At 62.6% G+C, this 25,321-nt stretch carries 22 protein-coding genes; 12 read left to right on the forward strand and 10 right to left on the reverse strand.

The genetic code is table 11. The features are described from left to right. The 5 genes from CN311_RS25225 to CN311_RS25245 form a co-directional block, all read right to left on the reverse strand. Positions 1–394, reverse strand: a 394-nt coding sequence (locus CN311_RS25225) for an MFS transporter (protein WP_115504271.1), incomplete at its 3' end; no start/stop codon positions are given. 135 nt (positions 395–529) lie between these two features. Then, a complete protein-coding gene (locus CN311_RS25230) occupies positions 530–1,117 on the reverse strand; it encodes a sarcosine oxidase subunit gamma (RefSeq protein ID WP_097576385.1) in 588 nt (195 codons plus the stop codon). After that, entirely contained in the window at positions 1,110–4,103 is a 2,994-nt protein-coding gene (locus CN311_RS25235; RefSeq protein ID WP_097576386.1) for a sarcosine oxidase subunit alpha, read from the reverse strand. The genes CN311_RS25230 and CN311_RS25235 overlap by 8 nt, the downstream gene beginning before the upstream one ends. Continuing rightward, positions 4,100–4,396 (reverse strand): sarcosine oxidase subunit delta, encoded by a 297-nt coding sequence (locus CN311_RS25240; RefSeq protein ID WP_097576387.1) that lies wholly within the window; start codon positions 4,394–4,396, stop codon positions 4,100–4,102. Before CN311_RS25240 ends, CN311_RS25235 begins: the two co-directional genes overlap by 4 nt. Positions 4,397–4,405: 9 nt before the next feature. Beyond that, positions 4,406–5,665 carry a sarcosine oxidase subunit beta gene (locus CN311_RS25245; protein WP_097576388.1) on the reverse strand — a complete coding sequence of 420 codons (1,260 nt, stop codon included), beginning with the start codon at positions 5,663–5,665 and terminating at the stop codon, positions 4,406–4,408. Positions 5,666–5,862: 197 nt separating this feature from the next. On the opposite strand from CN311_RS25245, the gene CN311_RS25250 reads away from it, so the two are divergent. From CN311_RS25250 to CN311_RS25300, 11 genes are all read left to right on the forward strand, one after another. Further along, entirely contained in the window at positions 5,863–8,349 is a 2,487-nt protein-coding gene (locus tag CN311_RS25250) for a mechanosensitive ion channel family protein (RefSeq protein WP_097576389.1), read from the forward strand. 128 nt (positions 8,350–8,477) lie between these two features. Then, positions 8,478–8,741 (forward strand): hypothetical protein, encoded by a 264-nt coding sequence (locus CN311_RS25255; RefSeq protein WP_006335571.1) that lies wholly within the window; start codon positions 8,478–8,480, stop codon positions 8,739–8,741. A gap of 256 nt (positions 8,742–8,997) precedes the next feature. Further along, a complete protein-coding gene (locus CN311_RS25260) occupies positions 8,998–10,431 on the forward strand; it encodes a UbiA family prenyltransferase (protein WP_097576390.1) in 1,434 nt (477 codons plus the stop codon). Positions 10,432–10,433: 2 nt separating this feature from the next. Next, positions 10,434–11,786 (forward strand): FAD-binding oxidoreductase, encoded by a 1,353-nt coding sequence (locus CN311_RS25265; protein WP_097576391.1) that lies wholly within the window; start codon positions 10,434–10,436, stop codon positions 11,784–11,786. A 123-nt stretch (positions 11,787–11,909) separates the two neighbouring features. Continuing rightward, positions 11,910–12,344 carry an EamA family transporter gene (locus CN311_RS25270; protein ID WP_097576392.1) on the forward strand — a complete coding sequence of 145 codons (435 nt, stop codon included), beginning with the start codon at positions 11,910–11,912 and terminating at the stop codon, positions 12,342–12,344. Further along, a complete protein-coding gene (locus CN311_RS25275) occupies positions 12,341–13,348 on the forward strand; it encodes an NAD-dependent epimerase/dehydratase family protein (RefSeq protein ID WP_097576393.1) in 1,008 nt (335 codons plus the stop codon). Before CN311_RS25270 ends, CN311_RS25275 begins: the two co-directional genes overlap by 4 nt. Before the next feature lie 30 nt (positions 13,349–13,378). Beyond that, complete coding sequence (locus tag CN311_RS25280; protein ID WP_097576394.1) at positions 13,379–14,851, forward strand: aspartate aminotransferase family protein; 1,473 nt, start codon at positions 13,379–13,381, stop codon at positions 14,849–14,851. Between the two features lie 23 nt (positions 14,852–14,874). Further along, a complete protein-coding gene (locus CN311_RS25285) occupies positions 14,875–16,110 on the forward strand; it encodes a hypothetical protein (RefSeq protein WP_097576395.1) in 1,236 nt (411 codons plus the stop codon). Beyond that, a complete protein-coding gene (locus CN311_RS25290) occupies positions 16,107–16,865 on the forward strand; it encodes an FkbM family methyltransferase (RefSeq protein WP_097576396.1) in 759 nt (252 codons plus the stop codon). The genes CN311_RS25285 and CN311_RS25290 overlap by 4 nt, the downstream gene beginning before the upstream one ends. 160 nt (positions 16,866–17,025) lie before the next feature. Beyond that, positions 17,026–19,587 carry a GcvT family protein gene (locus CN311_RS25295; RefSeq protein ID WP_097576397.1) on the forward strand — a complete coding sequence of 854 codons (2,562 nt, stop codon included), beginning with the start codon at positions 17,026–17,028 and terminating at the stop codon, positions 19,585–19,587. Positions 19,588–19,720: 133 nt separating this feature from the next. Continuing rightward, complete coding sequence (locus CN311_RS25300; RefSeq protein ID WP_165779840.1) at positions 19,721–20,569, forward strand: DUF1194 domain-containing protein; 849 nt, start codon at positions 19,721–19,723, stop codon at positions 20,567–20,569. Positions 20,570–20,669: 100 nt separating this feature from the next. Here the strand turns inward: CN311_RS25300 and CN311_RS25305 are convergent, their stop codons facing one another. The 3 genes from CN311_RS25305 to CN311_RS25315 all read right to left on the reverse strand — a co-directional run bounded on the left by CN311_RS25305 (position 20,670) and on the right by CN311_RS25315 (position 22,611). Then, positions 20,670–21,608: a GlxA family transcriptional regulator gene (locus tag CN311_RS25305; protein ID WP_425351098.1), complete on the reverse strand. Its 939-nt coding sequence runs from the start codon at positions 21,606–21,608 to the stop codon at positions 20,670–20,672. A 340-nt stretch (positions 21,609–21,948) separates the two neighbouring features. After that, a complete protein-coding gene (locus tag CN311_RS33705) occupies positions 21,949–22,083 on the reverse strand; it encodes a hypothetical protein (RefSeq protein WP_097576402.1) in 135 nt (44 codons plus the stop codon). Positions 22,084–22,422: 339 nt separating this feature from the next. After that, the gene (locus tag CN311_RS25315) at positions 22,423–22,611 is read right to left on the reverse strand and encodes a hypothetical protein (protein WP_097576403.1); all 189 of its coding nucleotides are present in this window, start codon (positions 22,609–22,611) and stop codon (positions 22,423–22,425) included. A 226-nt stretch (positions 22,612–22,837) separates the two neighbouring features. Between CN311_RS25315 and CN311_RS25320 the strand changes: the two genes are divergently transcribed. Continuing rightward, entirely contained in the window at positions 22,838–23,737 is a 900-nt protein-coding gene (locus tag CN311_RS25320; RefSeq protein ID WP_097576400.1) for a LysR substrate-binding domain-containing protein, read from the forward strand. A gap of 30 nt (positions 23,738–23,767) precedes the next feature. On the opposite strand, the gene CN311_RS25325 is transcribed toward CN311_RS25320, so the two are convergent. Together CN311_RS25325 and CN311_RS25330 are read right to left on the reverse strand one after the other, a co-directional pair. Next, a complete protein-coding gene (locus CN311_RS25325; protein WP_097576401.1) occupies positions 23,768–24,712 on the reverse strand; it encodes an alpha/beta hydrolase fold domain-containing protein in 945 nt (314 codons plus the stop codon). Between the two features lie 240 nt (positions 24,713–24,952). Next, on the reverse strand, positions 24,953–25,138 hold the full coding sequence (locus CN311_RS25330; RefSeq protein ID WP_097576404.1) for a hypothetical protein: 186 nt from the start codon (positions 25,136–25,138) through the stop codon (positions 24,953–24,955). Between the last annotated feature and the right edge of the window lie 183 nt (positions 25,139–25,321).

Here is a 25,321-nt window from a genome sequence, read left to right on the forward strand (position 1 = left end):
GGCCGAGCGTTCCCATCAGCGCGCCGCCAAAGCCTTGCAAGGCGCGCGAGGCGACCAGCGTCCAGAGGTCGCCGGACAGGCCGCATAGCGCCGAGGCGGTGGCGAAGACAAGCAAGGCGAAGCAATAGACGTTGCGCAGGCCGAAGCGGTCCGCGGCCCAGCCGCCGACCGGCATCGAAATGATCAGGCTGGCGACATAGACGGTGATCAGAAGGCCAAGCTGGCTGGGTGGCCGGGCCAGGCTTTCGCCGATGCCGGGTAGCGCGGTCACCACGACATTCTGGTCGAGGCTGGTCATGAAGACGCCACAGGCCACCGTCGCCGGCAAAAGCATCGACGCCTCGCCCGCCGGGGCAAAGCGGGTTGTGGCTGTCGCCGAAGTCTCCGCGGTCATGGAAGGATATTGTCGAACCGGTTGCCTGAACGGGCGCTTGCCCCGACAAGAGCCCGTGATTTCTATCTATCCTCCCGGCTGGCCCAAGGCTCAAGCAGCAGTTGTGTCAGTCCATAGTGCCAAGCGGTCAGCCTGTTATTGCACCTCGTAGCCGACTTCCTCGCTGGCATGGCAGAGCGCCTTCCAGAACGAGCGCGCGAAGGAGCGGAACATGTAGATGTCGAACTGGTCGGCGCCGGTGCGCTGGATCTGCGCGAAGACATCGTGATGCACGGTCGAACGGCCGGCGCCGACCGGGAAGGCCGGCAGCGCGAAGTCGATGGCGAAGAACTTCGCCAGCACCCATTCGGCCTTCGGTCCGGCGATGCGGATCGCGGTGCGGCCATGCGACAGGTCGGTCACCGTGCCGATCGCCGGAGTGACGGCGCCGGCAAAGGCCGAGACCAGGCCTTCTGCCTCGTCGACGACGGTGAATTTCCCCGGCGCAAAGCCAAATACCGACCTTGCACCATCGGTGCTGCCGCCGCCGGCGCCGTCGGGCAGGGCAAGGCCGGTGACCGTGCGGATGACCGATATCAGCTTCTTCTCCTCGCCTGGCCATGCCGCGAGTTGCACGATCGATCCCGGCTGCGTTTCGGACAGGATAATGTCCACGCCATGCTCGAAATTGCCGTGCGAGCCGGCATGTAGCACTGGCTCAAGCGGTGATTGGCGCTCAACCATGCATGCGGCTCCCGTCCGGATCGTAGAAGTGGTTGGAGACGATCTCGATCGGCCCGAACCGGTTGCGCAGCGGATCGGAGACAAAGGCTCGCGAGCCGTGCCTTGCCTTGCCGCCCTTGATCAGCGCCAGCGCGATGTGTTTGCCGAGCGCTGGCGAATAGCAGCAGGCCGTGATGTGGCCGATGGAATCGTGCGGATTGGCTTCGTCGAGCACTTCCACGACATGCGCGCCGCCGTTGAGCGGCCGGTTGTCGAGCGCAATCAGGCCGACGAGCTCGAGGCGGTCGGGCGCGATCAGGCCCTCGCGATCCATCATCGCCGAGCCGATGAAGGGCTTCTTCCTGGACAGCATCCAGTCGAGATGCAGGTCTCGCGCCGTGGTGCGGCCGTCGATCTCGGCGCCGGTGACATGGCCCTTTTCGATGCGCATCGTGCCCAGCGCCTCGAGCCCGTAGGTAACCAGCCCGAACGGCTTGCCGGCCTCGACCAGCGCTTCCCAGACATGGGTGCCGTAGCCGGCGCCGCAATAGACCTCGAAGGCCATCTCGCCGGAGAAGGAGAGCCGGCAGATCATGACAGGCACGCCCGCTATCTTGCCACGCACAATGCCCATGAAGGGCAAGGTGGCGTTGTCGACGGCGGTGCCGGTGACGCAAGCGGCAAGAATTGCCCGCGCCTTTGGGCCGCCGATGGCGGCGCCCGCCCATTCGTCGGTCACCGAGGTGACATGGACTTTCAACTCCGGCCAGATCACGTCAAGGTAGTATTCCAGATGCTGCATCACCTTGCCGGCATTGGCGGTGGTGGTGGTCATCAGGAAGTCCTGTTCGCCGAGCCGCCATGTGGTGCCATCGTCGAAAGCAAGGCCGTCCTCGCGCAGCATCAGCCCGTAACGCGCCTTGCCGACGGCCAGCGTCGAGAACATGTTGGTGTAGACGCGATCGAGGAACTCGGCCGCATCGGGACCTTGCATGGCGATCTTGCCCAGCGTCGAGACATCGACGATGCCGGCGCTTTCGCGCGTCGCCTTGGCTTCGCGCACATAGGCCTGCTCGATCGTCTCGCCTGAAAGCCCGTAGATCATCGGGCGATACCAGAGGCCGGCCGCATACATGGTAGCGCCGTTGGCGATGTGCCAGTCATGCATCGGCGTCAGCCGCTCGGGCTTGATGTCGCCGAAGCGTTCCGCGGCCAGCGAGCCGATCGACACCGCGGAATAGGGCGGGCGAAAGCGTGTCGTGCCGACCTCCGGGATAGGCTTGCCCAGCGCCTCGGCCATGATGGCGAGGCCAGGTATGTTGGAGTTCTTGCCCTGGTCGGTCGCCATGCCGAGCGTGGTGTAGCGCTTGAGATGCTCGACGGAGATGAAGCCTTCGCGATGTGCCAGCCGCACATCCTCCGCCGTCACATCGTGCTGGAAATCGACAAAGCTTTTTCCGGCCGCCTTGATCTCGAAGACCGGCGCCGGACGAGGGTCGCCAGGCAAGGATTCGATACTCGGGTACGCCATCGGCGTGCCTGTTGCGCCGACCGCCGAAAGGCCTGCGTTGCGGCCGTCCAATATTGCTTCGAGGGTCTTGAAATGACCGTTGAAGGCACCGGCGCCGATCCATTTCTGTGTCGGCTTGGGTGGCAGGAAAGCTTGCAACGCTTCATTCCATTCCGCCCTGGCGCCGGCCTGGCTGGCGAGATGTATGGTCGGCGACCAGCCGCCCGACATCAGCAGGCAATCGGCATGGATGCTGCGCGCATCGCCGCTCAAAGCGCCGCTCTCCATGTCGAAGCGCTGCACCTTGAAGCCTGACAGCGCCTTGCCGCCTTCGGTGGCGACCACGGCGTGGCCGGAAAGGATCTCGGCCTCCGCTTCGCCTGCGAGCTCGCGCATCTCGCTCGAAAGCTCCGGGCGCACGTCGACAACGGCAACGATCGCGGCACCTGCCTTCTTCAGCGCGAGGGCTGCGCGATAAGCGCTGTCATTGTTGGTGAACAGCGCAATCCTGTCGCCCGGCAGCACGCCATATTCATTGGCATAGCGCTCGGCGGCATGGGCCAGCATCACGCCGGGCCGGTCGTTGCCGGGAAACACCAGCGGCCGCTCGAAGGAGCCGGTGGCCAGCACCACCGTCTTGGCGCGAATGGTCCAGTAGCGATGACGCGGCTCGCCCTTGCCGGGGGTTTCCTTATGGTCGGTGACCCGTTCGAGCGCAGCCAGCGTGTTGCCGTCGTAATAGCCCCACACCGTGGTGCGCGGCAGCAGGCGGACATTGTCATGGCCTTCGAGCTGGCCGGCGGTTCGCGCCGCCCAATCGGCGGCCGGCATGTCGTCGATCACCTCGCCTGACCAGTTGGCCGAACCACCGAAATGCGGCTCGAGCTCGGCGAGGATGACGCGTGCGCCCTGATCGGTCGCGGCCTTGGCGGCTATCAGCCCGGCCGGGCCGGAGCCGACCACCAGAACGTCGCAGAATGCGTTCATGCGCTCGTAGCGCGCCGTGTCGGGAGCAGTCCCGGCGCGGCCGAGGCCGGCGGCGCGGCGGATGAAATGCTCGCAGAACATCCAGAAGCGCGTGCCCTTGAGCGGGCCGAACACCGGTCCCATGAAGGTCTTGTAGTAGAAGCCGGCCGACAGCACCTTGCCGCCAAGCTGGTTGACGGCGCCGACATCCCAGGACAGCGAAGGGAAGCGGTTCTGGCTGACGGCCGTCAGCCCGTCATAGATCTCGATCATGGTCGCGGCGATGTTGGGTTCGCGAACCTCGCCGCGCAGCACTGTCACCAGGGCGTTCGGCTCTTCGACGCCAGCGCTGAGCACGCCGCGCGGACGGTGATATTTGAACGAGCGCCCGAACAGGCTGACGCCATTGGCCAGCAGCGCCGAAGCGAGCGTGTCGCCGGCATGGCCGGTGTAGGGCGCCCCGTCGAAAATGAAGCGTATGGTGCGCAGCCGGTCGATCCGGCCGCCGGCATCGCTGCGGCGCGGGCTCATGATTTGCCCTCCGCCTTGTGCCGCGCTGCGGATTTGTGGTCGCCGCGCGCAAAGGTGGTGCTGGAGATCTCGTGCGTCAGCGTGTTGCGCACGACCCTCAGATGAGCCCGGCAACCGCCGGAGTGCTGCCAGATCTCGTTGTGGTCGCCAGCCGGGTTCAGCCGGTCGTAGACATAGGCGTTCCATGCATCGAGGTTCTGCGAAGCGGGCTGAGGGCGCGCGCGGTTGCCGTCACCCTGATAGCTGAATTCGATGACGTCGCGCGGGCCGCAATAGGGACAGGTGATCAGCATTTCTTCTACCTAATGCATCCGAGGCGTCGCGCCCTGGCCTTTGTCGTCGATCACCAGGCCGCGATAGAAACGGTCGAGCGTGAAGGGCGCATTGAACTCGTGCGGCTCGTCCTTGGCGATGGTCCAGGCAAAGCACCAGCCGGAGGCAGGCGTTGCCTTGAAGCCGCCGTAGCACCAGCCGCAATTGAGATACATGCCCGGCAGCGGGCCGGTGGTGATGATCGGCGAGCCGTCCATCGACATGTCGCAGACGCCGCCCCAGGAGCGCAGCATGCGCACGCGAGCGAGACCGGGGAACAGCGCCAGCATCTCGCTCATCACCTCGTCGACGATCGGCAGGCTGCCGCGCTGGGCGTAGCTGTTGTAGCCGTCGAGGTCGCCGCCATAGACCAGGCCGCCCTTGTCCGACTGCGAGATGTAGAAGTGTCCCATGCCGAAGGTCAGGATCGTGTCGATGATCGGCTTCAGCGATTCAGAGACGAAGGCCTGCAGCACATGGCTCTCGATCGGCATATGGTCGATGCCGGCAAGCTGCATGACGCGCCCGGTGCTGCCGGCAACGGCGAGCGCCACCTTCTTGGCGCGGATCTCGCCACGCGTCGTCGTGACGCCTGTGATGCGGTCGCCATCGCGCAGGAAACCGGTGACCTCGCAATTCTCGACGATGTCAACGCCGCGCCGGTCGGCGCCACGTGCATAGCCCCAGGCGACCGCATCGTGGCGGGCCGTGCCGGCGCGCCGCTGCATCAGGCCGCCGATAACAGGGAAACGCGCCGAACCGGAGACGTCGAGCGCCGGGACAAGGCGCGCGATATCGGCCGTCGTCATCAGTTCGGCGTCGACGCCGAGATGGCGCATGGCGTTGCCGCGCCGGGCAAGATCATCGAACTGGGCGGGCGTGTGCGCGAGGTTCAGGCAGCCGCGTTGCGAGAACATGACGTTGTAGTTGAGGTCGTGCGAGAGGTTCTCCCACAGTTTCATCGAATGTTCGTAAAAGCGCGTATTGGCGGGCAGCAGATAGTTGGAGCGCACAGCCGTGGTGTTGCGACCGACATTGCCTGATCCCAGCCAGCCCTTCTCCAGCACCGCGACATTGGTGATGCCATGCTCCTTGGCGAGATAATAGGCTGTCGACAGGCCATGGCCGCCGCCACCGATGACGATCACGTCATAGGATGCCTTCGGGTCCGGCTTACGCCAGGCCGGCTTCCAGTCCTTGTTGCCGGTGAGCGCGTTTTTGAGAAGCGAAAACGCCGAATATTCCGCCATTCTTTTTGTCATCCTTCGTGGGCGATGCGGCAGACTATAGAGCAGGCCATCAGCGCAAAGCCAATATTGCGCCATCGCTTTTCGACTGGCCGACTCCGAAAACGCGGCGGGCGCGATGGCTTGCCCCGTGATATGAGCGTCTTTATCAAGGATGCGTTTTCAGCGCTGCATTGCCGTTCGCGAGTCGCCAACAGATCATGTTTTTCAGATTGCTCCGCCTGGTTCTGATCCTTGCGCTGGTCGTCGTGTCGGCGGCGCCGCCGTTCGAAGCGATGGCGCAGGTGATCGACCAGGGCTCCACCGCGCTGATCGCGGAGCAGCAGAAGGCCATCCAGGATCTGTCGGCGAAGACCGACGACCTCGAGAAGAAGATGCAGCAGGACGGCGAGGAAGACGCCGGCCTCGTCGATATCCGCCTGCAACTGGAGGAGATGTCGCGGGCCGCACTGACCAGTGCGCTGGCGTTCCGTTCGCGTCTCTCCGACATCAATGCCCGTATCGAGGTGCTGGGCGCGCCGCCAGCGGAGGGTCAGCCGCCGGAGCCCGAGATCGTCGCCAGCGAGCGCGGGGCCCTGGCGGCCGAAAAGGCCGAGATCAACGCCATCATCGCCAGCGCGCAAAATTTGTCGATCCGCATCAGCGGATTGATCGACAAGATCGGCGCCATGCGCAGCGCGCTCTTTCGCAATGTGCTGACCAAGCACTATGAACTGTCCGACGCGCTGAGCCCGCAAGTGTTCTCCGACGCCCAGAATGAATATACCGGCCTCTATAGGGCGGTATCATCCTGGCTGACCTTCGCCATCAAGTTCAAGTTCCAGGCCGTCCTTGCCGCAACCTTGATGGCGCTGGTACTCGCCGCAGTACTCTTTGTCGGCGGGCGGCGGCTGTTTGGACGTATCTTCGAAGCGGATCCCTCCGTTGAGGATCCGTCCTATCTCAGCCGGCTGTCGGTGGCGTTCTGGTCGACATTGCTGCCGACGCTGGCGGTCGGCGTCTTCCTCGCTTCGACGGTTTTCTTTTTCAACTATTACAATGTGTTGCGTGGCGACATCGGGGTGTTCCTGAATGCCCTGGCCGCCGTCATCGCGGTAGTGTTCTGCGTCAACCGGCTGACCAATGCGGCGCTTGAGCCGCGGCTGCCGAACTGGCGGCTGATACCTGTAGAAACGGGTCCGGCGCGTTGGCTGGTCCGGCTGACGACCGCCATGGCGGTGGTCATCGGCTTCAACAATTTCCTGTCGGTCGTCAACGACAATATGGGATCGCCGCTGTCGCTGACCATCGCCAGAAGCTTTGTCGCCACCATCATCGTCGGCGTCATCCTGATCCTGATGGCGTTGCTCAGACCATTCAAGGCGCCTGACGGAAGCTGGCGTCCCTGGCCGGCGTGGCTGCGCTACACTGCCATCGTGCTCGGTCTCTTCACCATCGCGGCGGCGCTGTTCGGCTATATCGGCCTTGGCTTTTTCGTCTCTCGGCAGGTCGTCGTCACCGGCACGATCCTGATCACTGCCTATATAGGCTTCCTCTCTGCCCGGGAGATCGGCGAGGAAGGCGGTTTCGCCAGTACTTCGATCGGGCGCTGGCTTTCGGCCAATTCCAGCTATGAGGATGCAGCCCTCGACCAGCTCGGCCTGGTCGTCAGCATCGCCATCAATATCATGATCGTGCTGGTGTTCCTGCCGCTGATCCTTTTGATGTGGGGCTTCCAGCCCGGCGACATCCAGGCCTGGGCCTACAAGCTGGCCACCGGCATCACCATCGGCTCGGTGACGATCTCGGTCACCGGCATCCTCACCGGCATCGTCGTTTTCATCATCGGCTATTTCCTGACGCGCTGGTTCCAGGGCTGGCTCGACGGCTCGGTCATGGCGCGCGGCAAGGTCGACACCGGCGTGCGCAACTCGATCCGGCTGGCGGTCGGTTATGCCGGCGTCGCGCTGGCGGCACTGGTCGGCGTCTCGGCGGCGGGTATCGACCTGTCCAACCTCGCGCTTGTTGCCGGCGCCCTTTCACTGGGAATCGGCTTTGGTCTGCAAAACGTCGTCTCCAACTTCGTTTCAGGCCTCATCCTGCTGGCCGAGCGGCCGTTCAAGGTCGGCGACTGGATCGTCGCCGGCCAGGTGTCCGGTACGGTCAAGAAGATCAGCGTGCGCGCCACCGAGATCGAGACGTTCCAGCGGCAATCGGTGATCCTGCCCAACTCCGATCTGATCAACGGCCCCGTAGGCAACTGGACGCATCGCAATAAATTAGGGCGCATCGAAATTCCGGTTGGGGTCGCCTATGGTTCGGACGCCAGGCGCGCCCACGAGATTCTTCTTGATATTGCTCGCAGCCATCCACTCGTTCTCAAGAACCCGGAACCCTTCGTACTGTTCGCGGCATTGGCGGACTCGTCGTTGAACTTTGAGATCAGGGTCTTTCTCGCTGACGTCGCCAATGGCGTGATCGTGCAGAACGACATCCGCTTCGCCATTCTCGACGCCTTCAGGCGAGAAGGCATCGAAATCCCGTTCCCGCAGCGCGACATTCACGTCAAGGCGGCAGCACCGTTGGCGAAATGGCCGATCGACGACGACAAGATCGAGGCTGAGTTTGCCGAGCGCGAGCTTGTCAGGACAAAGGCTGCCGAGACACCCAAGGGCCGGCGCAAGGGTCGCAGGCCCGATCCGGGCTGATCCCGTCGATTGCGGCATGAATGCGGCATTCAGTTGCTGTTCAGCTTCCATGTCATATAAGCTCACATGCAAAGGGCGAGAATGCCTTGCGAAATGCAACAGAGGCGGTGGAAACACCGATATTGCAAATGTGGAAGTCTGTCGTTGCCGCCATCGCTTTTCTTGCCGTGGGTGGTTCGGCCTTTGCGGCCAGTGCGGTCAACAAGGACGCCGAGACCCGCACGCTGATCGTAACCGAAGGCGGCGGCAAGACCGAGCTGGCACTGGCCGCCGGCGAAACCGTGGAATTTTGCCCGAACGGCTGTTTCGTCACCTTGCCGAATGGTGACCTCGAAGCCCTGACTGGCTCCGAAACGGTCGAGATTTCGGGCGGTGTCGCCCGTATCAAGTAAACTCTGGCGGTATCTCTTGCAAAGGCCGGGCAATTGCCCGGCCTTTTATTGTTTCCAGTAGCAATTGTTTAACAATGACGCTGGAAATACCATCCGGCCGGCATGCTGCAACCGGGCGTTTTAACGTTCACTACGCCGTTCCCCGCTAAACCAGACGCGAAGACGCCGAACGCGGCGCGAGGTTTTTGGATCTGCGCATGATCCTTTCCGAAGATCGGAGTTTTCGGGGGTCATGCGCCAGGCAGGGCAACGAAAAATGGACGCGCGGTCTGACAGGAACGCAATCCCGCTTGCGGTCGATCTCGACGGCACGCTGATCGCGACGGACCTGTTGTGGGAAGGGCTGTTCATCCTTCTCAAGAAGAACCCCCTCTATATTTTTCTGGTGCCGTTCTGGCTCGCCGGCGGCCCGGCGCGGTTGAAGCAGGCAATCGCCCAACGCATCGATATCGATCCCGCATCGTTGCCCTATCGCGAGGTGCTGCTGCAGCGCCTTCGCACCGAACATGGCGAGGGCCGCCAGGTCGTGCTGGCAACCGGCACGCCGCGCAAGTTCGCCGAGGCGATCGCCGCGCATCTGGGGATCTTCGATCGCGTGCTGGCGACCGATGGTCCGCACAACATGACCTCCGGCAGAAAGCGCGCCTCGCTTGTCGCCGCCTATGGCGACGGCGGCTTCGACTATGCCGGCAACAGCCGGCACGACCTCCAGGTGTTCGACGCCGCGCGTACGGCGATCGTCGTCGCGCCCGACCGCCAGGCCGCGCGCTGGCAGGCCGTGCACAGCGCCGAAATGATGCCGGCGCCGAAGCCGACATTCAAAACCGTCGTCAAGATGCTGCGCGTTCATCAGTGGTTGAAGAACTCATTGATCGCCGTGCCGATGGTGCTGTCGCACGAATACTTCAACGCCGACATGATCTGGGAATGCCTGCTGGCCTTCGTCTCGTTCAGCGCGGTGGCCTCGGCCATCTACATCCTCAACGATTTCTTCGATCTCGCGCTCGATCGCAAACACCCGACCAAGCGCGACCGGCCATTCGCCAGCGGCGCGTTGTCGATCCCGTTCGGCCTCGGGTCGATGGCGCTGCTGCTGGCGATCGGCATCGGGGCCGCGTGCCTGCTGCGATGGGAATTCCTCGGGGTGCTTTTGGGCTACATGGTCATCACCACGGCCTATTCGCTGTCGTTCAAGCGCATGCTCCTGGTCGACGTGCTGACGCTGGCCGGTCTCTACACGATGCGTGTCCTGGCGGGCGCGGCGGCGACCGGCGTCGATGTCTCGTTCTGGCTGCTCGCCTTCTCGATCTTCTTCTTCCTGTCGCTGGCGCTGGTGAAGCGCTTTGTCGAGCTGCGCACTACCGCCATTCCGGCCGGTGAGCGAATTGCCGGCCGCGGCTACCGCACCGAGGACCAGGAGATCGTCGCCCAGGCGGGAATGGCCTCGGCCTTCTCCTCGGCACTGGTGCTGGCGCTCTATATGGACAGTGCCGCGGTGCGCGAACTTTACCCGAACCCCTGGCTGGTCTGGCCGCTGGCGCCGATCGTGCTCTATTTGACCATACGCGTCTGGATACTGGCCCGCCGCGACGAGATGCATGACGATCCGGTCGTCTTCATCATCCGCGACTGGCGCAGCCAGATCGTCGTGCTCATCGGCGCCGTGCTGCTGGTCGCTGGAAGCCTGTAGACATGGCCGGGGAACGGTTTCAGAGCTTTGGTCTCGCCACGCCGCCGGCACCCAGTGTGATTTCGGCGGGTGACGGCATCGGGCTGCTGAAGCAGCGCAAAGCCAAGAAAGGCGCCTTGCTCGCCTATGGCAATGGCCGTTCCTATGGCGATTCGTGCCAGAATGCAGCGGGCACGCTTGTCGACATGCGGCCGCTGGCCCGCATCCGTGCCTTCAATGCCGAAACCGGCGTGATCGAAGCCGAGTCCGGCGCGCTTCTGTCCGACATCATCGCCCACGCGGCGCCCTATGGCTTCTTTCCGGCGGTCGTTCCGGGCACCCAGTTCGTCACGCTCGGCGGCGCCATCGCCAATGACGTGCATGGCAAGAACCATCACCGGCGCGGCACCTTCGGCTGCCATGTCGAATCCTTGACCCTGCTCAGATCCGACGGGCAAACCTATCATTGCTCGGCCACCGACAATGCACGGTTGTTTGCAGCGACGATCGGCGGCATGGGGCTGACCGGCCTGATCTTGTCCGCATCGATCCGGCTGATGCGGGTGCCATCGCTCGACATCGTCGAGACGGCGACGCCTTTCCGCAACCTTGGCGAATTTTTCGAACTTGCCGAAGCGGCCGATATGGCCAACGAATATGCCGTCGCCTGGATCGACCAGCTTGCCGGCGGTCATCGCAGCGGCCGCGGGCTGCTGTTCACCGGCAATCATGCCGAGCATGGCTCGCATGCGGCGTGGCCGGCCGGCGGCAGTTATTCGGTGCCCTTCCAGCCGCCGTTCAACGTGCTCAACCGGCCGTTCCTGAACGTTTTCAACGCTGCCTACCGGTGGAAGAAAGGCCGGTCCAATGCGCCGCGCCACGTCGGCTATCAAGGTTTCTTCTTTCCGCTCGACGGCGTCGGAAATTGGAACCGCCTCTACGGACCGAATGGGCTTTTCCAGCACCAGAGCGTGGTGCCGGAAAATGTCGCGCGCCGGGTCGTGCCGGATCTGTTTGCGGCGGCCAGGCGGGCCGGGCAGGGCTCGTTCCTCACGGTCTTGAAGCGCTTCGGCACGGTCCGCTCACCGGCATTGCTGTCGTTCCCGCGGCCGGGTTTCACGCTGACACTGGATTTTCCCAACCGTGGCAAGGCGACGCTGGCGCTGTTGAAGGAGCTGGACCGCATCACCGTCGAAGCCGGCGGCGCGGTCAATCCTTACAAGGACGCCCGCATGGGCGCCGACATCTTCGCCGCCTCGTTTCCAAAATGGCAGCGCCTCGAAGCGATCCGAGATCCTGCCTTCATGTCGAGTTTCTGGGCCCGAACGGCGCAACAGCTCGAAGAACAAGGGGATACTGCCGAGGCAGCTGAATAGCTAAAAGTCGAATAATTCGTAGTTAATTATTTGATAACGTCAGGTTTACCGGGAACACTCTTGTTGCTTCACGAAATATTTGCAGGTTTGTAATAGGAGAGCTGAAGGGTTGGTGGGAAGAACATGAAATATATCGTCTTCATTCTGTTCACGGTCATGACCAATGCCGCCGCGCAGCTCATGCTGAAGCAAGGCATGATGTCGCTCGGTCCGGTTTCGTTCGAGGGGGTCAATCCGCTGCTGAAGATGCTGCAGATCGTGTTCAGCCCGTGGGTGTTCCTCGGCCTGTGCACTTTCGTGATCTCGATGGCTTCGCACCTCTATGTGCTGTCCAAGGTCGAGCTCAGTTTCGCTTATCCGTTCCTCAGCCTTGCCTATGTCGCGGTTGCAATCTTCGCCTATTTCATCTTCCGCGAAGATCTCAATGCCTGGCGCATCGCCGGCATCGCCTTCATTTGCGTCGGCACGGTGCTGATAGCGCAGAGTGGTCGAGAGCATGAGGACCAGACAGCTTCCATCGCCTCCGACAAGATTCACGCAAACGAGATCGTTCGATGAGACATGTGATTTTCGGCGGTGACGGTTTCGTCGGCCGCCATCTGGCTCCAAAGGTTCTTGCCGATGGCGAGGAAGTGGTCGTCGCCGATATCGCCAAAAGCGATCTGCCGCACTACCGTTCGGTCCGCCACGTCAAATGCGATGTCACCGATCCGGCCTCGGTTGCTTCGGTCGGGCTGAAGGCCGACGACATGGTCTATAATCTGTCGGCCAAGATGCTGTCGCCGATCCAGGTGCGGGCCAAGCGGCACGAGTTTTTCTTCCCGGTGAATTTCCATGGCACCGAGCATATCATGCAGGCAATGGACAAGGCCGACGCTCGGAAGCTCGTCCACTACACGACCGACATGATCTACGGCCACACGGTCACGCAGCCAATGACCGAGGAGCATCCGGTCGCGCCGCTCGGCGAATATGGCTGGTCGAAGCAGAAGACCGAGGAACTGGCCGCCGAATGGCGCAGGCGCGGCATGTCGATCTCGCTGTTTCGCCCGCGCCTCATCATCGGCCCCGGCCGGCTCGGCATCCTGGAAAAACTGTTCAAACTGATCGACTGGAATTTTCCGGTGCCGATGATCGGGTCGGGCAGGAATCCCTATCAGTTCATCTCGGTGTTCGACTGCGCCGAGGCGGCGCGCGCCGCCTGGAAGGCCGGTGTGCCCAATGAAGCCTACAATCTGGGTTCCCTCAACCCGCCGCCGGTCAAGAAATTGCTCGGCGACCTGATCAAGCATGCCGGCTCGAAGTCGATCCTGATCCCGACGCCCGGCTGGGCGGTCAAGCGCACGCTCGACCTGCTCGACTTGCTCAACCTGCCAATCATGGATCCGGAACAATATCTGATCGCCGACGAGGAATGCGTGCTCGACGTGTCCAAGGCGGAGCGTCAGCTCGGCTGGGTGCCGCAATATCGCGACGAGGACATGCTGATCGCCGCCTACAGCGAATACCGCGCCAAGAAGGACGGCCATGCCGTCGCCGCCAAACATGTGCCCGCCGAATAACGGCGCCTGCCGAACAAGGGATTTCTTGAGATGACCGTGATGGCCAAGCCGGAACACACAAAAGCGCGCACTGTGGTGAGCGCACCGGCGCTGTCGCCGGACACTATCGCTAAGCCAGACCTGATCAGCGTCGAACAGGCCAAGGCAATGGATTTGGCGCGGATGACCGACCTGTTCAAGGCGCATCTCAATCCCGGCCAATTGCACTTCATGAAGCTGCTCGGCTTCCACAAGATCAAGATCGAGCGCGCCGAAGGCATGTTCTATATCGACCAGAACGGCCGCAAGATCCTGGATTTCTTCGGCGGCTTCGGCTCGCTGGCGTTCGGCCACAACCATCCGCGCATTCTCGAGGCGCGCCGCAAATTCCAGGAGGAGAAGCGGCAGGAGATCGCCATCGCCTTCATGTCGCAATATGCGGCGGCCCTGGCCCACAACATCGCCAAATGCTCACCCGGCGACCTCGATATGGTGTTCCTCGGCTCGTCCGGTTCGGAAGCCATGGAAGCGGCGGTGAAGCTCGCTGAGCGCGCCGCCGGCCCGAAGCGGCCGAAGGTCGTCTATGCCGAGAATTCCTTCCACGGCAAGACCAAGGGCGTGCTGGCCATCACCGACGGCCAGCTCTACCGCGCCGACTTCAAGGTCGCTGACAATGTGGTGCGCATTCCGTTCGCCGATCTCGAGGCGGTCGAGCGCGCCTTCCGCACGGATCCCGAGATCGGCGTCATCGTGCTCGAAACCATCCAGGGCGGCGGCGGCATCATCCAGGCAGAGGCGCAATATTGGCAGAAATTGCGCGCGCTGTGCGACCAGTATGGCGTGCTGTGGGTGGCTGACGAAGTGCAGTGCGGCTATGGCCGCTCCGGCCGCTTCTATGCCTTCGAGCATTACGGCGTCATTCCCGACGTGACGGCGCTGGCCAAGTCGCTCGGTGGCGGCAAGGCGGCGGTAGGCGCCATGATCGCCCGGCGCGAAATCTACATGAAGGCCTATGGCACGCCGAAGACGGCGATGATCCATGCCATGGCCACCTTCGGCGGCATGGGCGAGGCCTGCGTTACCTCGATCGAGGCGCTCAACGTACTCTACGACGAGGGGCTGATCGACAACGCCGCCGCCACCGGCGACTACCTGCTGCAACGCCTGCAGGCGCTCAGGGAAAAATACCCGAAGATCATCAAGGATGTACGCGGCAAGGGCCTGATGGTCGGGCTGGAGTTTCACGACTTCTCGCAGACCTTGCCGATGGTGTTGCGGCCGGTCGTCAGCGTGCTCGACGAGAAGCTGAAAGGGTCGCTGTCCGGCTTCGTCGGCGCGTTGTTGCTGCGCGATTACGACGTGCTCGTCGCCTTCACCGAATACAACCGCAACGTCATTCGCCTCGAACCGCCGCTGATCTGCCAGCGCGAACATGTCGACCGCTTCATCGAGGCACTCGACAGCCTGTTGGCGCGCGGCATCGTGTCGATCGTGAAGGACTTCGTCAAAAGCCAAGTCCGCTGAGTCAAAGTTCCCCGAGCGAAACGATGCTGACCAGGTCTCCCGCTCCGACAAACCTGCTCGACCGGTTCACCGGTGCCGGCCTGGCGTGGGGCGAGGGGACCTATGCGCGGCTGGCAGCACCCATCGGGGCGGCGGCCTTCGCGCTCTACATCCTTTTGACGACGGCGACGGCGTGGTTCACGCCCGACGCCAATTGGGACATGCTGCCTTATCTCGCGATCGCCGAGGAGAGCACCTATCCCGATGCGCAGGCGCTGCATGATTATGCCTATGGTACGGTCAAGGCCGATGTGTCGGCGGGCGACTACAAGACACTGACCGACGATGGCGGCGGCTTCCGCAGCCATATGGCCGGGAACGCTGCGGACTTCCACTCGCTGCTCGGCATGTACCGGATCAAGTTCCTCTATGCCGAGATCCTGTCGACGATGAGCTCGGTGATGTCGCCGGTCGAGGCGATGCGGCTGTTGCAGGTGTTCTCGGTGCTGCTGTTCGGCACGATCGCGCTGCTCTGGTTGCGTTCCGAGGGCGCGTTGGCGCTGGCGCCGGTTCTCGGCGCGGTGCTGATCATGGCCGATTTCGGCGACGCGGCGCGGGCATCGACGCCCGATCTCCTGTGCTCGGCGCTATTCCTCGGCGGGCTCTTTGCCTACACGCGCGGACGCGAGGTGGCGACAGCAGTCCTGCTCTTCCTCGCTTTCATGGCGCGGCCCGACAATATTGTTTTCCTTGCTGTTTTCGCCGTGCTGCTGGTCGTCTTCCAGCAGAAGACGTGGGGCGCGCTGGCCGGCTTTGCTGCCTCGCTTGTGGCCTATTTCGCAATCTCGCACTGGGCCCAGCATCCCGGCTGGTGGCCGCATCTGTGGTTCTCTTCGATCGAGCAGCATTACAACATGGATGGTTTCGAGCCGCCATTCTCGGTTGTCGCCTACCTCAAGGCATTTGCCGCTTCCGTGGTTCGGGCCATCAGCCTGAACAGTTGGGTCGGCGTCTCGGTGCTGGCGCTGGCGGGCTGGTATGCATCGAGCCGCGCCGGCTTCAGGCTCGACCGTCGCGCCGGTATCCTGTTTGCGGCGCTCGTGCTCGGCGTGCTGGCGAAGTTCACCGTCTTCCCGATCCATGACACCCGCATCTACTTTCCTAACCTGATCCCGCCCTTCCTGCTGCTCGCCGGCCCATTCATGGCGTTGTGGGCGTCGGCGAGCGCCAAAGGGCGCGGCCCCGCGCCATCGCACGTCATCGCTGGAGACAAGCCATGAGTTCTGTTTCCAGCCTGGCGCGCATCGCCCTGTCGCTCGGTCTTCCCACCGGCGTCCTCGACCGCAGTCCGTCTTTGCGCGGCACGAAGTTCCTGGCGAAGGCTGCGCTAAAGGCGCGCCTAGGCGGGACAAAAAGGCCGTTTCAGATGGTCAATGTCGGTGCCTGCGATGGCGCGCTGTTCGATGACGTGACGCCCTGGCTGCACCGCATCCCGCGCGCTCGCGCCATGCTGGTCGAGCCGATCCCGTACAACCAGAAGCGGCTGCGTGCCAATTACCCGGACACTGAGCGCTTCACCATCGAACCAGTCGCGGTGACCAGAACCAAGGGGACGATCACGGTCCACACCTTCGATGCCGCGGCACTCGAGGCCGGCACGCTGCCGCTCGAGTTCATCGGCTGCTCGTCGGTGACCGACACCAATTTGATGTCGGGCAAGAATGCCTGGGGCGAGGCCGACGCAAACTTCAACAAGTTCGCGCCGCATCTCAGGGATATCGAGGTGCCGTCGGAGACTTTGCAGACGCTGCTCGACCGCAACGGCGTCACCCATATCGATGCCTTCCTCGTCGATTGCGAAGGGGCCGACTGGATCGTCTTCGAGCAGCTCGATCTCCAGCGCTACCGTCCAGGCATGATCAAGGTCGAGGTCGGAGCTTTGCCCGCCCCGGAGATCGGCCAGGTCGTGGTCAAGTTGAAGACCGCCGGCTACCAGGTCGGCTTCCAGGCCGAGGACATCTGGGCGTTCGCCTGAGGGATAGCTCCGCGCCCCTCGAAGGCAGCTGACTTTATCGGGTCGCGCCGAACCTGCAGCGTGTCGCAAACAGGCGGTAGCGGGATGGCCCTCGCCTGCATATTGTGCGCCGATCAAACGGGCGCCGGGCGCCCGCTTTACCACTTTGGAGTCGCGGGCAATGGCAGGGTTTCCGGAAAAGGCGAAGGTCGTCATTATCGGGCTGGGCGGCATTGTCGGCGCGTCGGTCGCCCATCACCTGATCGAGCGCGGCTGGGACGATATCGTCGGCATCGACAAGTCAGGCATCCCGACCGACATCGGCTCGACGGCGCACGCTTCCGACTTCTGCTACACGACCAGCCATGATTTCCTGTCCTGCTGGACGACGCTCTACTCCATCGACTTCTACGAGAAGATGGGCCATTACGCGCGCATCGGCGGACTCGAAGTCGCACGCGTCGGCGACGACGCCCGCATGGAAGAGATCAAGCGCAAGATCGCCTCGGCAAAGGCCTTTGGCACACGCGCTCGGCTGATCGAGCCGGCCGAGATCAAGCAGAAATTCCCGCTGATCGAAGAAGAGATGGTGCAGGGCGGCCTGTGGGATCCCGATGCCGGCCTGGTCATCCCGCGCTCGCAGACCGTCGCCGGCAAGCTGGTCGACCAGGCCGAGGCCTCGGGCAAGCTCAAATCATTCGCCAACACGCCGGCCAGGTCGCTCATCGTAGAGGACGGCCGCATCAAGGGCGTCGTTACCGACCGTGGCACGATCATGGCCGATCATGTCGTGGTCTGCACAGGCATATGGGGCCGGTTGACCGCCGAGATGGTCGGCGAGGACCTGCCTGTCATGCCGATCGACCATCCGCTGACCTTCTTCGGGCCGTACACCGAGTTCGCCGGCACCGGCAAGGAGATCGGCTGGCCGCTGCTGCGCGACCAGGGCAACTCGGCCTATATGCGCGACACCGGCGACCCCAGGACCGCCGAGGGCGGGCAGATCGAATGGGGCTATTACGAAGAGACCAATCCGCGCCTTTGCCATCCGCGCGACCTCCTGGAGAAGGACCAGGCGCGGCTTTCGCCCTCGCAGCGCGACCTCGGCATGGAGCAGATCCTGGCGCCGCTCGAGCGCGCCATGGAACTGACGCCGATCCTCGGCGAACTCGGCTACAATGAAAGCCATTCCTTCAACGGCCTGCTGCAGGTGACGGCGGATGGCGGCCCGTCCATGGGCGAGAGCCAGAAGGTGCGGGGCCTCTGGTATGCCGTTGCCATCTGGGTCAAGGACGGTCCCGGAATGGGCAAGCTGATCGCCGACTGGATGACCGATGGCCGCACGGCGATCGACCATCACGCCATCGACTACGCACGTTTCTATCCCCACCAGACGAAGGAGCAGTTCATCTGGGATCGCTGCACCGAGACGGCGATGAAGGTCTACAATCCGGCGGTGCATCCGCGTGAGCCTTTTTCAAAGGGCCGCAACATCAGGCGCTCGCCGTTCTGGGAACGCGAGAAGGAACTCGGCGGCTATTTCATGGAGCTGGGCGGCTGGGAGCGCGCGCATGGCTACGCCGCCAACGAGCATCTTCTGGAGAAGTACGGCAACCGGGTGCCGGTGCGCGAAAACGAGTGGGACAACCGGCATTTCTGGCGCGTTTCCAATGCCGAACATCTCGCCATGAGCGAGGATTGCGGCATCGTCAACCTGTCGCATTTCTCCATGTATGACGTCGAAGGGCCGGACCATGTGGCGTTGCTGGAATGGCTGTGCGCGGCCAAGATCGGCGGCGACAACAATATCGGCAAGGGCATCTACACCCACTTCCTCGACGAGCAGGGCATGGTGCGGGCCGACTTTACCGTGATCCGCATGGCGGACCGCTGCCGCGTCATCGACGGCGCGGACGCCGGGCCGCGCGATTTCCGCTACATGCAGCGCACCGCGCAGGACAAGGGTTTTGATGTCACCATCACCGACGTGACGGAGAAATATGTCACCATCGGCATCTGGGGTCCGAATGCGCGTACGACGCTGCAGAAAGTGGTCGAAAATCCTGAAGGGTTGTCGCAGGAGAATTTCCCTTTCGCTGCGATCAAGCCGGTCAGGATCGGCGGCAAGGATGTCACCGCCTTCCGCATCTCCTATGTCGGCGAGCAGGGTTGGGAATTGCATATGCGCTACGAGGACGGGCTTGCCGTCTGGGACGCGCTGCGTTCGACCGGCGTCATGCCCTTTGGCGTCGAGACCTATGCCAACACGCGGCGCATGGAAAAGAGCCTGCGGCTGCAGAACGCCGACCTGCTGACCGAGTACAATCTGCTGGAAGCCGATCTCGCCCGTCCGAAGGTCAAGGAGAATGATTTCTGCGGCAAGGCCAGGCATGTGGAGTACCGCGCCCGCGAGCATCAGCCGGCGATGCTGTGCACGCTGGTCATGACGAACAATGTCGATGCGAAGGGTGTTGCCCGTTATCCCGTCGGCACGATGCCGGTGATGGACCCAAAGACCGGAGAGACACTGGTCGACGAGCTCGGCCGCCGGTCCTTTACCACATCGATGGCCTATGGCCCGACCATCGGCAAGAATATCGGTCTTGCCTATCTGCCTTGGGCCTATGCCCAAGAAGGCCGCAAACTCAATGTCGAATATTTCGGCGAGATCTATCCGGTCGAGGTCGCCGCCGTCGGCTACAAGCCGCTCTACGACCCGGAGAACCTCAAGCCGCGCAGTTGAGCCTCCGAGCTTCCGCCTGGCGATCGGCTGCCGGTGCGGACCGGCTTGCCGTCGCAAAAATGTGAGCGGGCAAGCCCGGCTGTCGACCGGGCTTTTCTCTTTGTGCCGCGCTGATTCTCGCTTACGTTGCGGTATGTCTGCTTTTGCCCATGCAAGACAGCTTCTCTTAGCAAGCGCTACGCTGGTGTTCACGCTTGGGTTCGCGCCTGCTTCGCTTGCGGACGAGCCCGTCGACATCGAGCTGGTGCTGGCCGTCGATGTTTCGCTGTCCATGTCGCCGGACGAACTCGAGATCCAGCGTCACGGCTATGCGGCGGCGCTGACGCATGACGACGTGCTGCAGGCCATCGCCGATGGCGCTCATGGCAAGATCGCCGTCACCTATGTCGAATGGGCCGGCACGACCTCGCAGTATGTCATCGTGCCGTGGACGGTGATCGCCAATCGCGCCGACGCCGAGCGGGTGGTCGAACAGCTTTCCGCCCAGCCGCCCAACAGCGCCCGGCGCACGTCGATCTCCGGGGCGCTGGAATTCTCCAGCGACCTCTTCGCCGAGAGCGGCTTCCAGGGTGTCAAGCGGGTCATCGATGTTTCGGGCGACGGCCCCAACAATCAGGGCGGTCCCGTCAACATCATCCGCGACGAGCTGGTCAAGCAAGGCATCACCATCAATGGCTTGCCGCTGATGACCAGAAGCGGCTTCACCAGCGTCTATGACGTCAATGATCTCGACCGCTACTATACCGATTGCGTCATCGGCGGGCCGGGCGCGTTCATGATCCCGGTGAATGAGTGGACGCAATTTCCCGAGGCGATCCGCCGCAAGCTGGTGCTGGAGCTTGCCGGGCGCGATTCGCCGCAATGGGCGGCGAATGAGGCGGCGCTTCCGCCGGTGGTGCTGGCGCAGGACAGACCAGTCACCGATTGCCAGGTCGGCGAGAAAATGTGGCGCGACCGCAGTTTTATGTTCGACAGCCGCTAGAGCCTGTTCCATCCCGATGGAATCGCGGAGGGGCTCTATCTCTTGAGCATGATCTTTTCCGAAAACCGGTTCCCACTTTTCGGGATCATGCTCCAGGGGCTCAAGCCGCCAGCAATTGTTTGCGGTCGACGCGCTCCTGCTGCGGCGAGCGCGCATAGAGCTCCCGGTAGCATTTGGAGAAATGCGAGGCCGAGACGAAGCCGCAGGCGACCGCCACCTCGACCACCGGCAACGACGATTGGATCAGCAAGTGCCTGGCCCGGTCGAGCCGGATCTCCAGATAATAGCGGGCAGGGGATCTGCCCATCTCGGTGCGGAACAGACGCTCGATCTGGCGGCGCGACAGGTCGACATGGTCGGCGATCTCGATCAGCGACAGCGGCTCGGAAAGGTTCGCCTCCATCAGTTCGATGATGGTCAGCACCTTGGAGTTCTGCACGCCGAGGCGGGCACGCAACGGCAGACGCTGGCGGTCGGTCGGGCTGCGCACGCGGTCGGTCAGCACCTGCTCGCACACGCGGTTGACCAGGCTCTCGTCGAAATCGTCGCCGATCAGCTTCAGCATCATGTCGAGCGCGGCGGTGCCGCCGGCGCAGGTGTAGACATTCTGATCGATCTCGAAGAGGTCGGCAAAGACATTGGCTTTCGGGAAGGCCTCGGAGAAGCCGGGCAGGTTTTCCCAATGGATGGCGCAGCGTTTGTTGGACAACAGGCCGGCGGCGGCCAGTATATGCGCGCCGGTGCACAGGCCGCCGACAGCGACGCCGCGATTGTATTCCTCGCGCAGCCAGGCGAAGGCCGACTTGTTCTGGTAGCGCTCGACATTGATGCCGCTGCAGACGATCGCCATGTTCGGTCGCTCCGGCCCGGACATCTTCTTGCGCTCTTCCTCGAGCGAAGTGTTGACGGCGCATTCGACGCCGTTCGAGGCGCGCACCGGCTTGCCGTCGATGCTGGCGAGACGCCAGCGATAGGCTTCGTAGCCGAGCATACGGTTGGCCGAGCGCAACGGATCGAGCGCCGTCGCAAAGGCGATCATGGTGAAATCGGGGACCAGGAAGAACACAAACGATCGCCTGACCGGATGCTTTACGACGTTCACAGGGGAACCCTCACGCTGCGATGGCGCGAACAGGATGTCGCGATCAGTATAGCGTCATCAGGAAAAACCTTTCCTGTCAATTGGCTAGGAGGCAGCGGGAAGACTTTATTTGCGACACGGGTCGCAAATGGGCAATCACTATGCGGCGAACGATCGACATGCGGCCGGATTGAGAAGATGCGCCTGGGTGCACAATGAAACGCCGCCCCGGTGAGACCGAAGCGGCGTGAGACCATCTGCATGACAGCGGCGCGTGCCGCTTGCCGAGCTTATAGGATCAGGCGACGAAACCGAGGCGCGCCGCATTCATGGCGCCGGTCTGGCCGGGCATGGTGTTGGCTAGGCGCTGGCGCTCGAGCGCGGTCGTCAGGTTCATTTCACGGCGGGTAAAGAGGCGGGCAAAAAGCTTCATTGTCATCTCCATTCGGTTGCTCAGACGGGTCGCCTTCGCTTGATGGAGTGGGGCAGCTCGTTTGCTGACACCGATATAGGCTTACGTGAGGGGAAACTAAATGACAAAAGCGAAGCACTTGATATGAAAAGCGACACGGAATGCGACAAATTTGGGCAGAGTGCTCGAAATTTACGATTATTTACAAGGCATTAATTGAAGATATGGACAGCTATGCGGCTTGCTCATATGCGCCATGCGATGGCGACATGGCTCTAAAACTCATTTGAATGCAAATAAAATAGAAAGGCCTGCCGGGCGGGGTTGCGCGGCAGGCCGTCAGCATTTTGTACACACGATTTACTTCGCTCCACCAGCCCAGGATCCGACGCCATGGCGCGTGCTGGTCTTGGTGTCGGCGGCTTCAGGCCAGCCGATATCCTTCTGCAGTTCGATCGGCAGTGCGTGGATGGCGCGTTCGGTCTGGTAGCGGGCGCGGGCCTCGCTGAATTCGGTCGCGATGCGACCGATGGACGACAGGATAGACATTTCGTTCTCCTTTGCGTGTTTGGATTTCAGGTCGCTGTGCATGGGAAGCGCTACACAAGGTTTGTTTCAGCTTCATTTCGTGTCGAATGCAGGTTCGTGTCATGGTCGTTTCAAGACCGGTTTCGATACGCCCTGCTTCGATGGAGTTGACTATCCTCCCAAAGTGATGTTCAATCAAACGAAATGGAATGATCGTTTGCATCAGAAAAATTGAAGGTCGGTTCCCATGAACGCCCCACTCAATCATCCGCTGCCGCTGCTCGATCTCGACGTCCTGCGCACTTTCGTGGCGATCGCCGAGACCGGCAGCTTCACCACCGCGGCCAATGCCGTCTTCCGCACGCCGTCGGCCGTCTCCATGCAGATCAAGAAGCTGGAGGACATTCTCGGCCGCTCGGTGTTCGCTCGCGATGCGCGCTCGGTGACACTGACCACGGATGGCGAGATGCTGCTCGGCTATGCCCGTCGGCTGCTGTCGATCAACCGCGAGGTGGTGTCGAAATTCATCATTCCCGACATTGTCGGGGTGGTGCGGCTCGGTTCGCCGGACGATTATGGCGAGCGCGTCCTGCCGCATGTGCTGAAGCGGTTCGCGCAGTCACATCCATCGATCGCCGTCGACGTCACCATCGACCAGAGCAGCAATCTGCGCCGGCGCATGGATGACCGGGCGCTCGACATCACGCTGCTTACCAATTCCTACAAGACCAGCGCCCTCGGCGCCGAAGTGCTGCTGACCGAGCCGATCGTCTGGGCAGGCGCCAAGGGTGGCTGCGCGCATCTGCGCGAGCCGCTGCCGGTCTCCTTGTGGGAAGAGGGCTGTGCCTGGCGGGCTGGCGCCCTCGAGGCGCTCGGCCGTGAGGGCCGCAACTACCGCATCGCCTATATGAGCGCGCATACGGCCGGCCAGCGCGCTGCGATCATGTCCGACCTTGCGGTGGCGCCGCTGCCGAAATCCTTCCTCGGCAACGACATGGTCGAGCTTTGCCCTAAGGACGGCATGCCTGATATCGGCACCTACAACCTTGCCATGGTGGTGGCGCCGGACGCCAGCGCGCCTGTGAAAGCGGTCGCCGACCATATCCGCGCGACCTTCGAAGTGTTCAGGGAAACCGGAAAATTTTGATCCGACCGACTACAACCGGATCGTGAGCGGTTACGTCGCGATCTGGCCCTGCAGCCACCAACTGGCTTCGGCTCGACGTGTTGGGGGTTCGCCGGCCAAGAACGCCACGATGCTGTCTCGTGCTCGTCGCGCCTCGGGCATGTCGACCAGCGGCCAGACGTGGAACATGCCTTCCTCGTAGACGACTTCCACCTCGACGCCGGCGGCACGTGCTTTTTTCGCGAAGATCAGATTGTCGGGGCTGAGCAGATCACGCGAGCCGGTCAGAAGCAGCGTTTTCGGCAGCACCGAGAGGTCGCCGTAGAGCGGGCTGATGTGCCAGTCGCTGCGATCGATGCCGGCGCTGTAAAGCCGGACCGCCTCCAAGCCGCCCGAAATGCCCAGCCACGGATCGTTGCGTTCCGCTTCGAACACTTCGGGATTGGCGAGCGACATATCGAGGCCGGGCGAAATCAGCACATGGCGCGAGGGCAGGGGCAGGGCGTCTTCCGCTGCCATCATGGTCAGCACCACGGCCATGTTGCCGCCGGCGGAATCGCCCATGAAGATGATATCCTCGGCTTCCGTATCGTCGAGCATCTGCCGGTAAACCTCGCCGACCATGCCGAACATGGCGTGGAAATCGTGTTCGGGGGCGATGGGATAGATGGGAACGGTGATGCCGAAGCCCAGTCGGTTGGCCATTTCGGCGATCAGCCCCCAATGATAGGACGTGATCTGGAAGACATAGGCGCCGCCATGCAGGTAAAGGATACGCCTCAGGTCACCGGTTCTGGGTGCGATGTCATAGACGGGGAAACCGCCGACGCTGCGCGTCGTGATGTCGAAGCGCTGATGCAGCGAGGCAGGCGGCCGGTGGTCCTCGGTCCTGCGCGCATAGGCGATCCAGCGCTGCAGGTTTTCCGGGCTGGAAAACGCCTGCTTGCGGCTATGCCTGAGCACGAAGGACACGACGTGGCTTTTCAAGCTGGGCATGCGGACACACGGACTTCGGCTGAGCCGACTAAGAGAACCCCCATAGTCCGAACATCGTATCTTCGTCCAGAATGTCAAGATTTGCGCGGTGTCAACACGATGTGATCTGGCTGGTGGCCTAAGTCCGGTGCGCTCAGCGCCGGGGCAGCAGCGCGGCGCGCAGCCTGGTGTCGGCCGCCGCCGGAGCCGCATCATGGCTCCGGCGCTTGCCGAGCAATTTGCATTTGTCGGCGAAGGTCATCAGCGCGCCGAACCCAACAGCAGAGCCGCCAGCTTGGCCTGCGGGTCCTCGCGCTGCGACACGGGCCAGCCGATATCCATCTGGATTTCGGACGGCAGGCTGTTGAGCGCGCGGATCGACTTGCTTCTGTTGTGCGCATGCTTGATGGCGGCGCCATAGCGGCCGAGCGTTCCAAACATCGACATCTTCATCTCCCTCGACGAATGCGGCAGGAAGTCATTTCCTGCCTGCCATTCGACGGCGGTTAATGCGCCGCGCATGTATCTGAGGGATTTCGCGAAAACAGCGTTTCGGTTTCCAGATCGGTCGATCTGGAAACATTTGCATGCAAATGAAATCGTAACGAAATGCCGCTTTCGCCGGCGGGA

Origin of the sequence: Mesorhizobium sanjuanii, assembly GCF_002529485.1 — a bacterium.
GTDB lineage: Bacteria > Pseudomonadota > Alphaproteobacteria > Rhizobiales > Rhizobiaceae > Mesorhizobium > Mesorhizobium sanjuanii.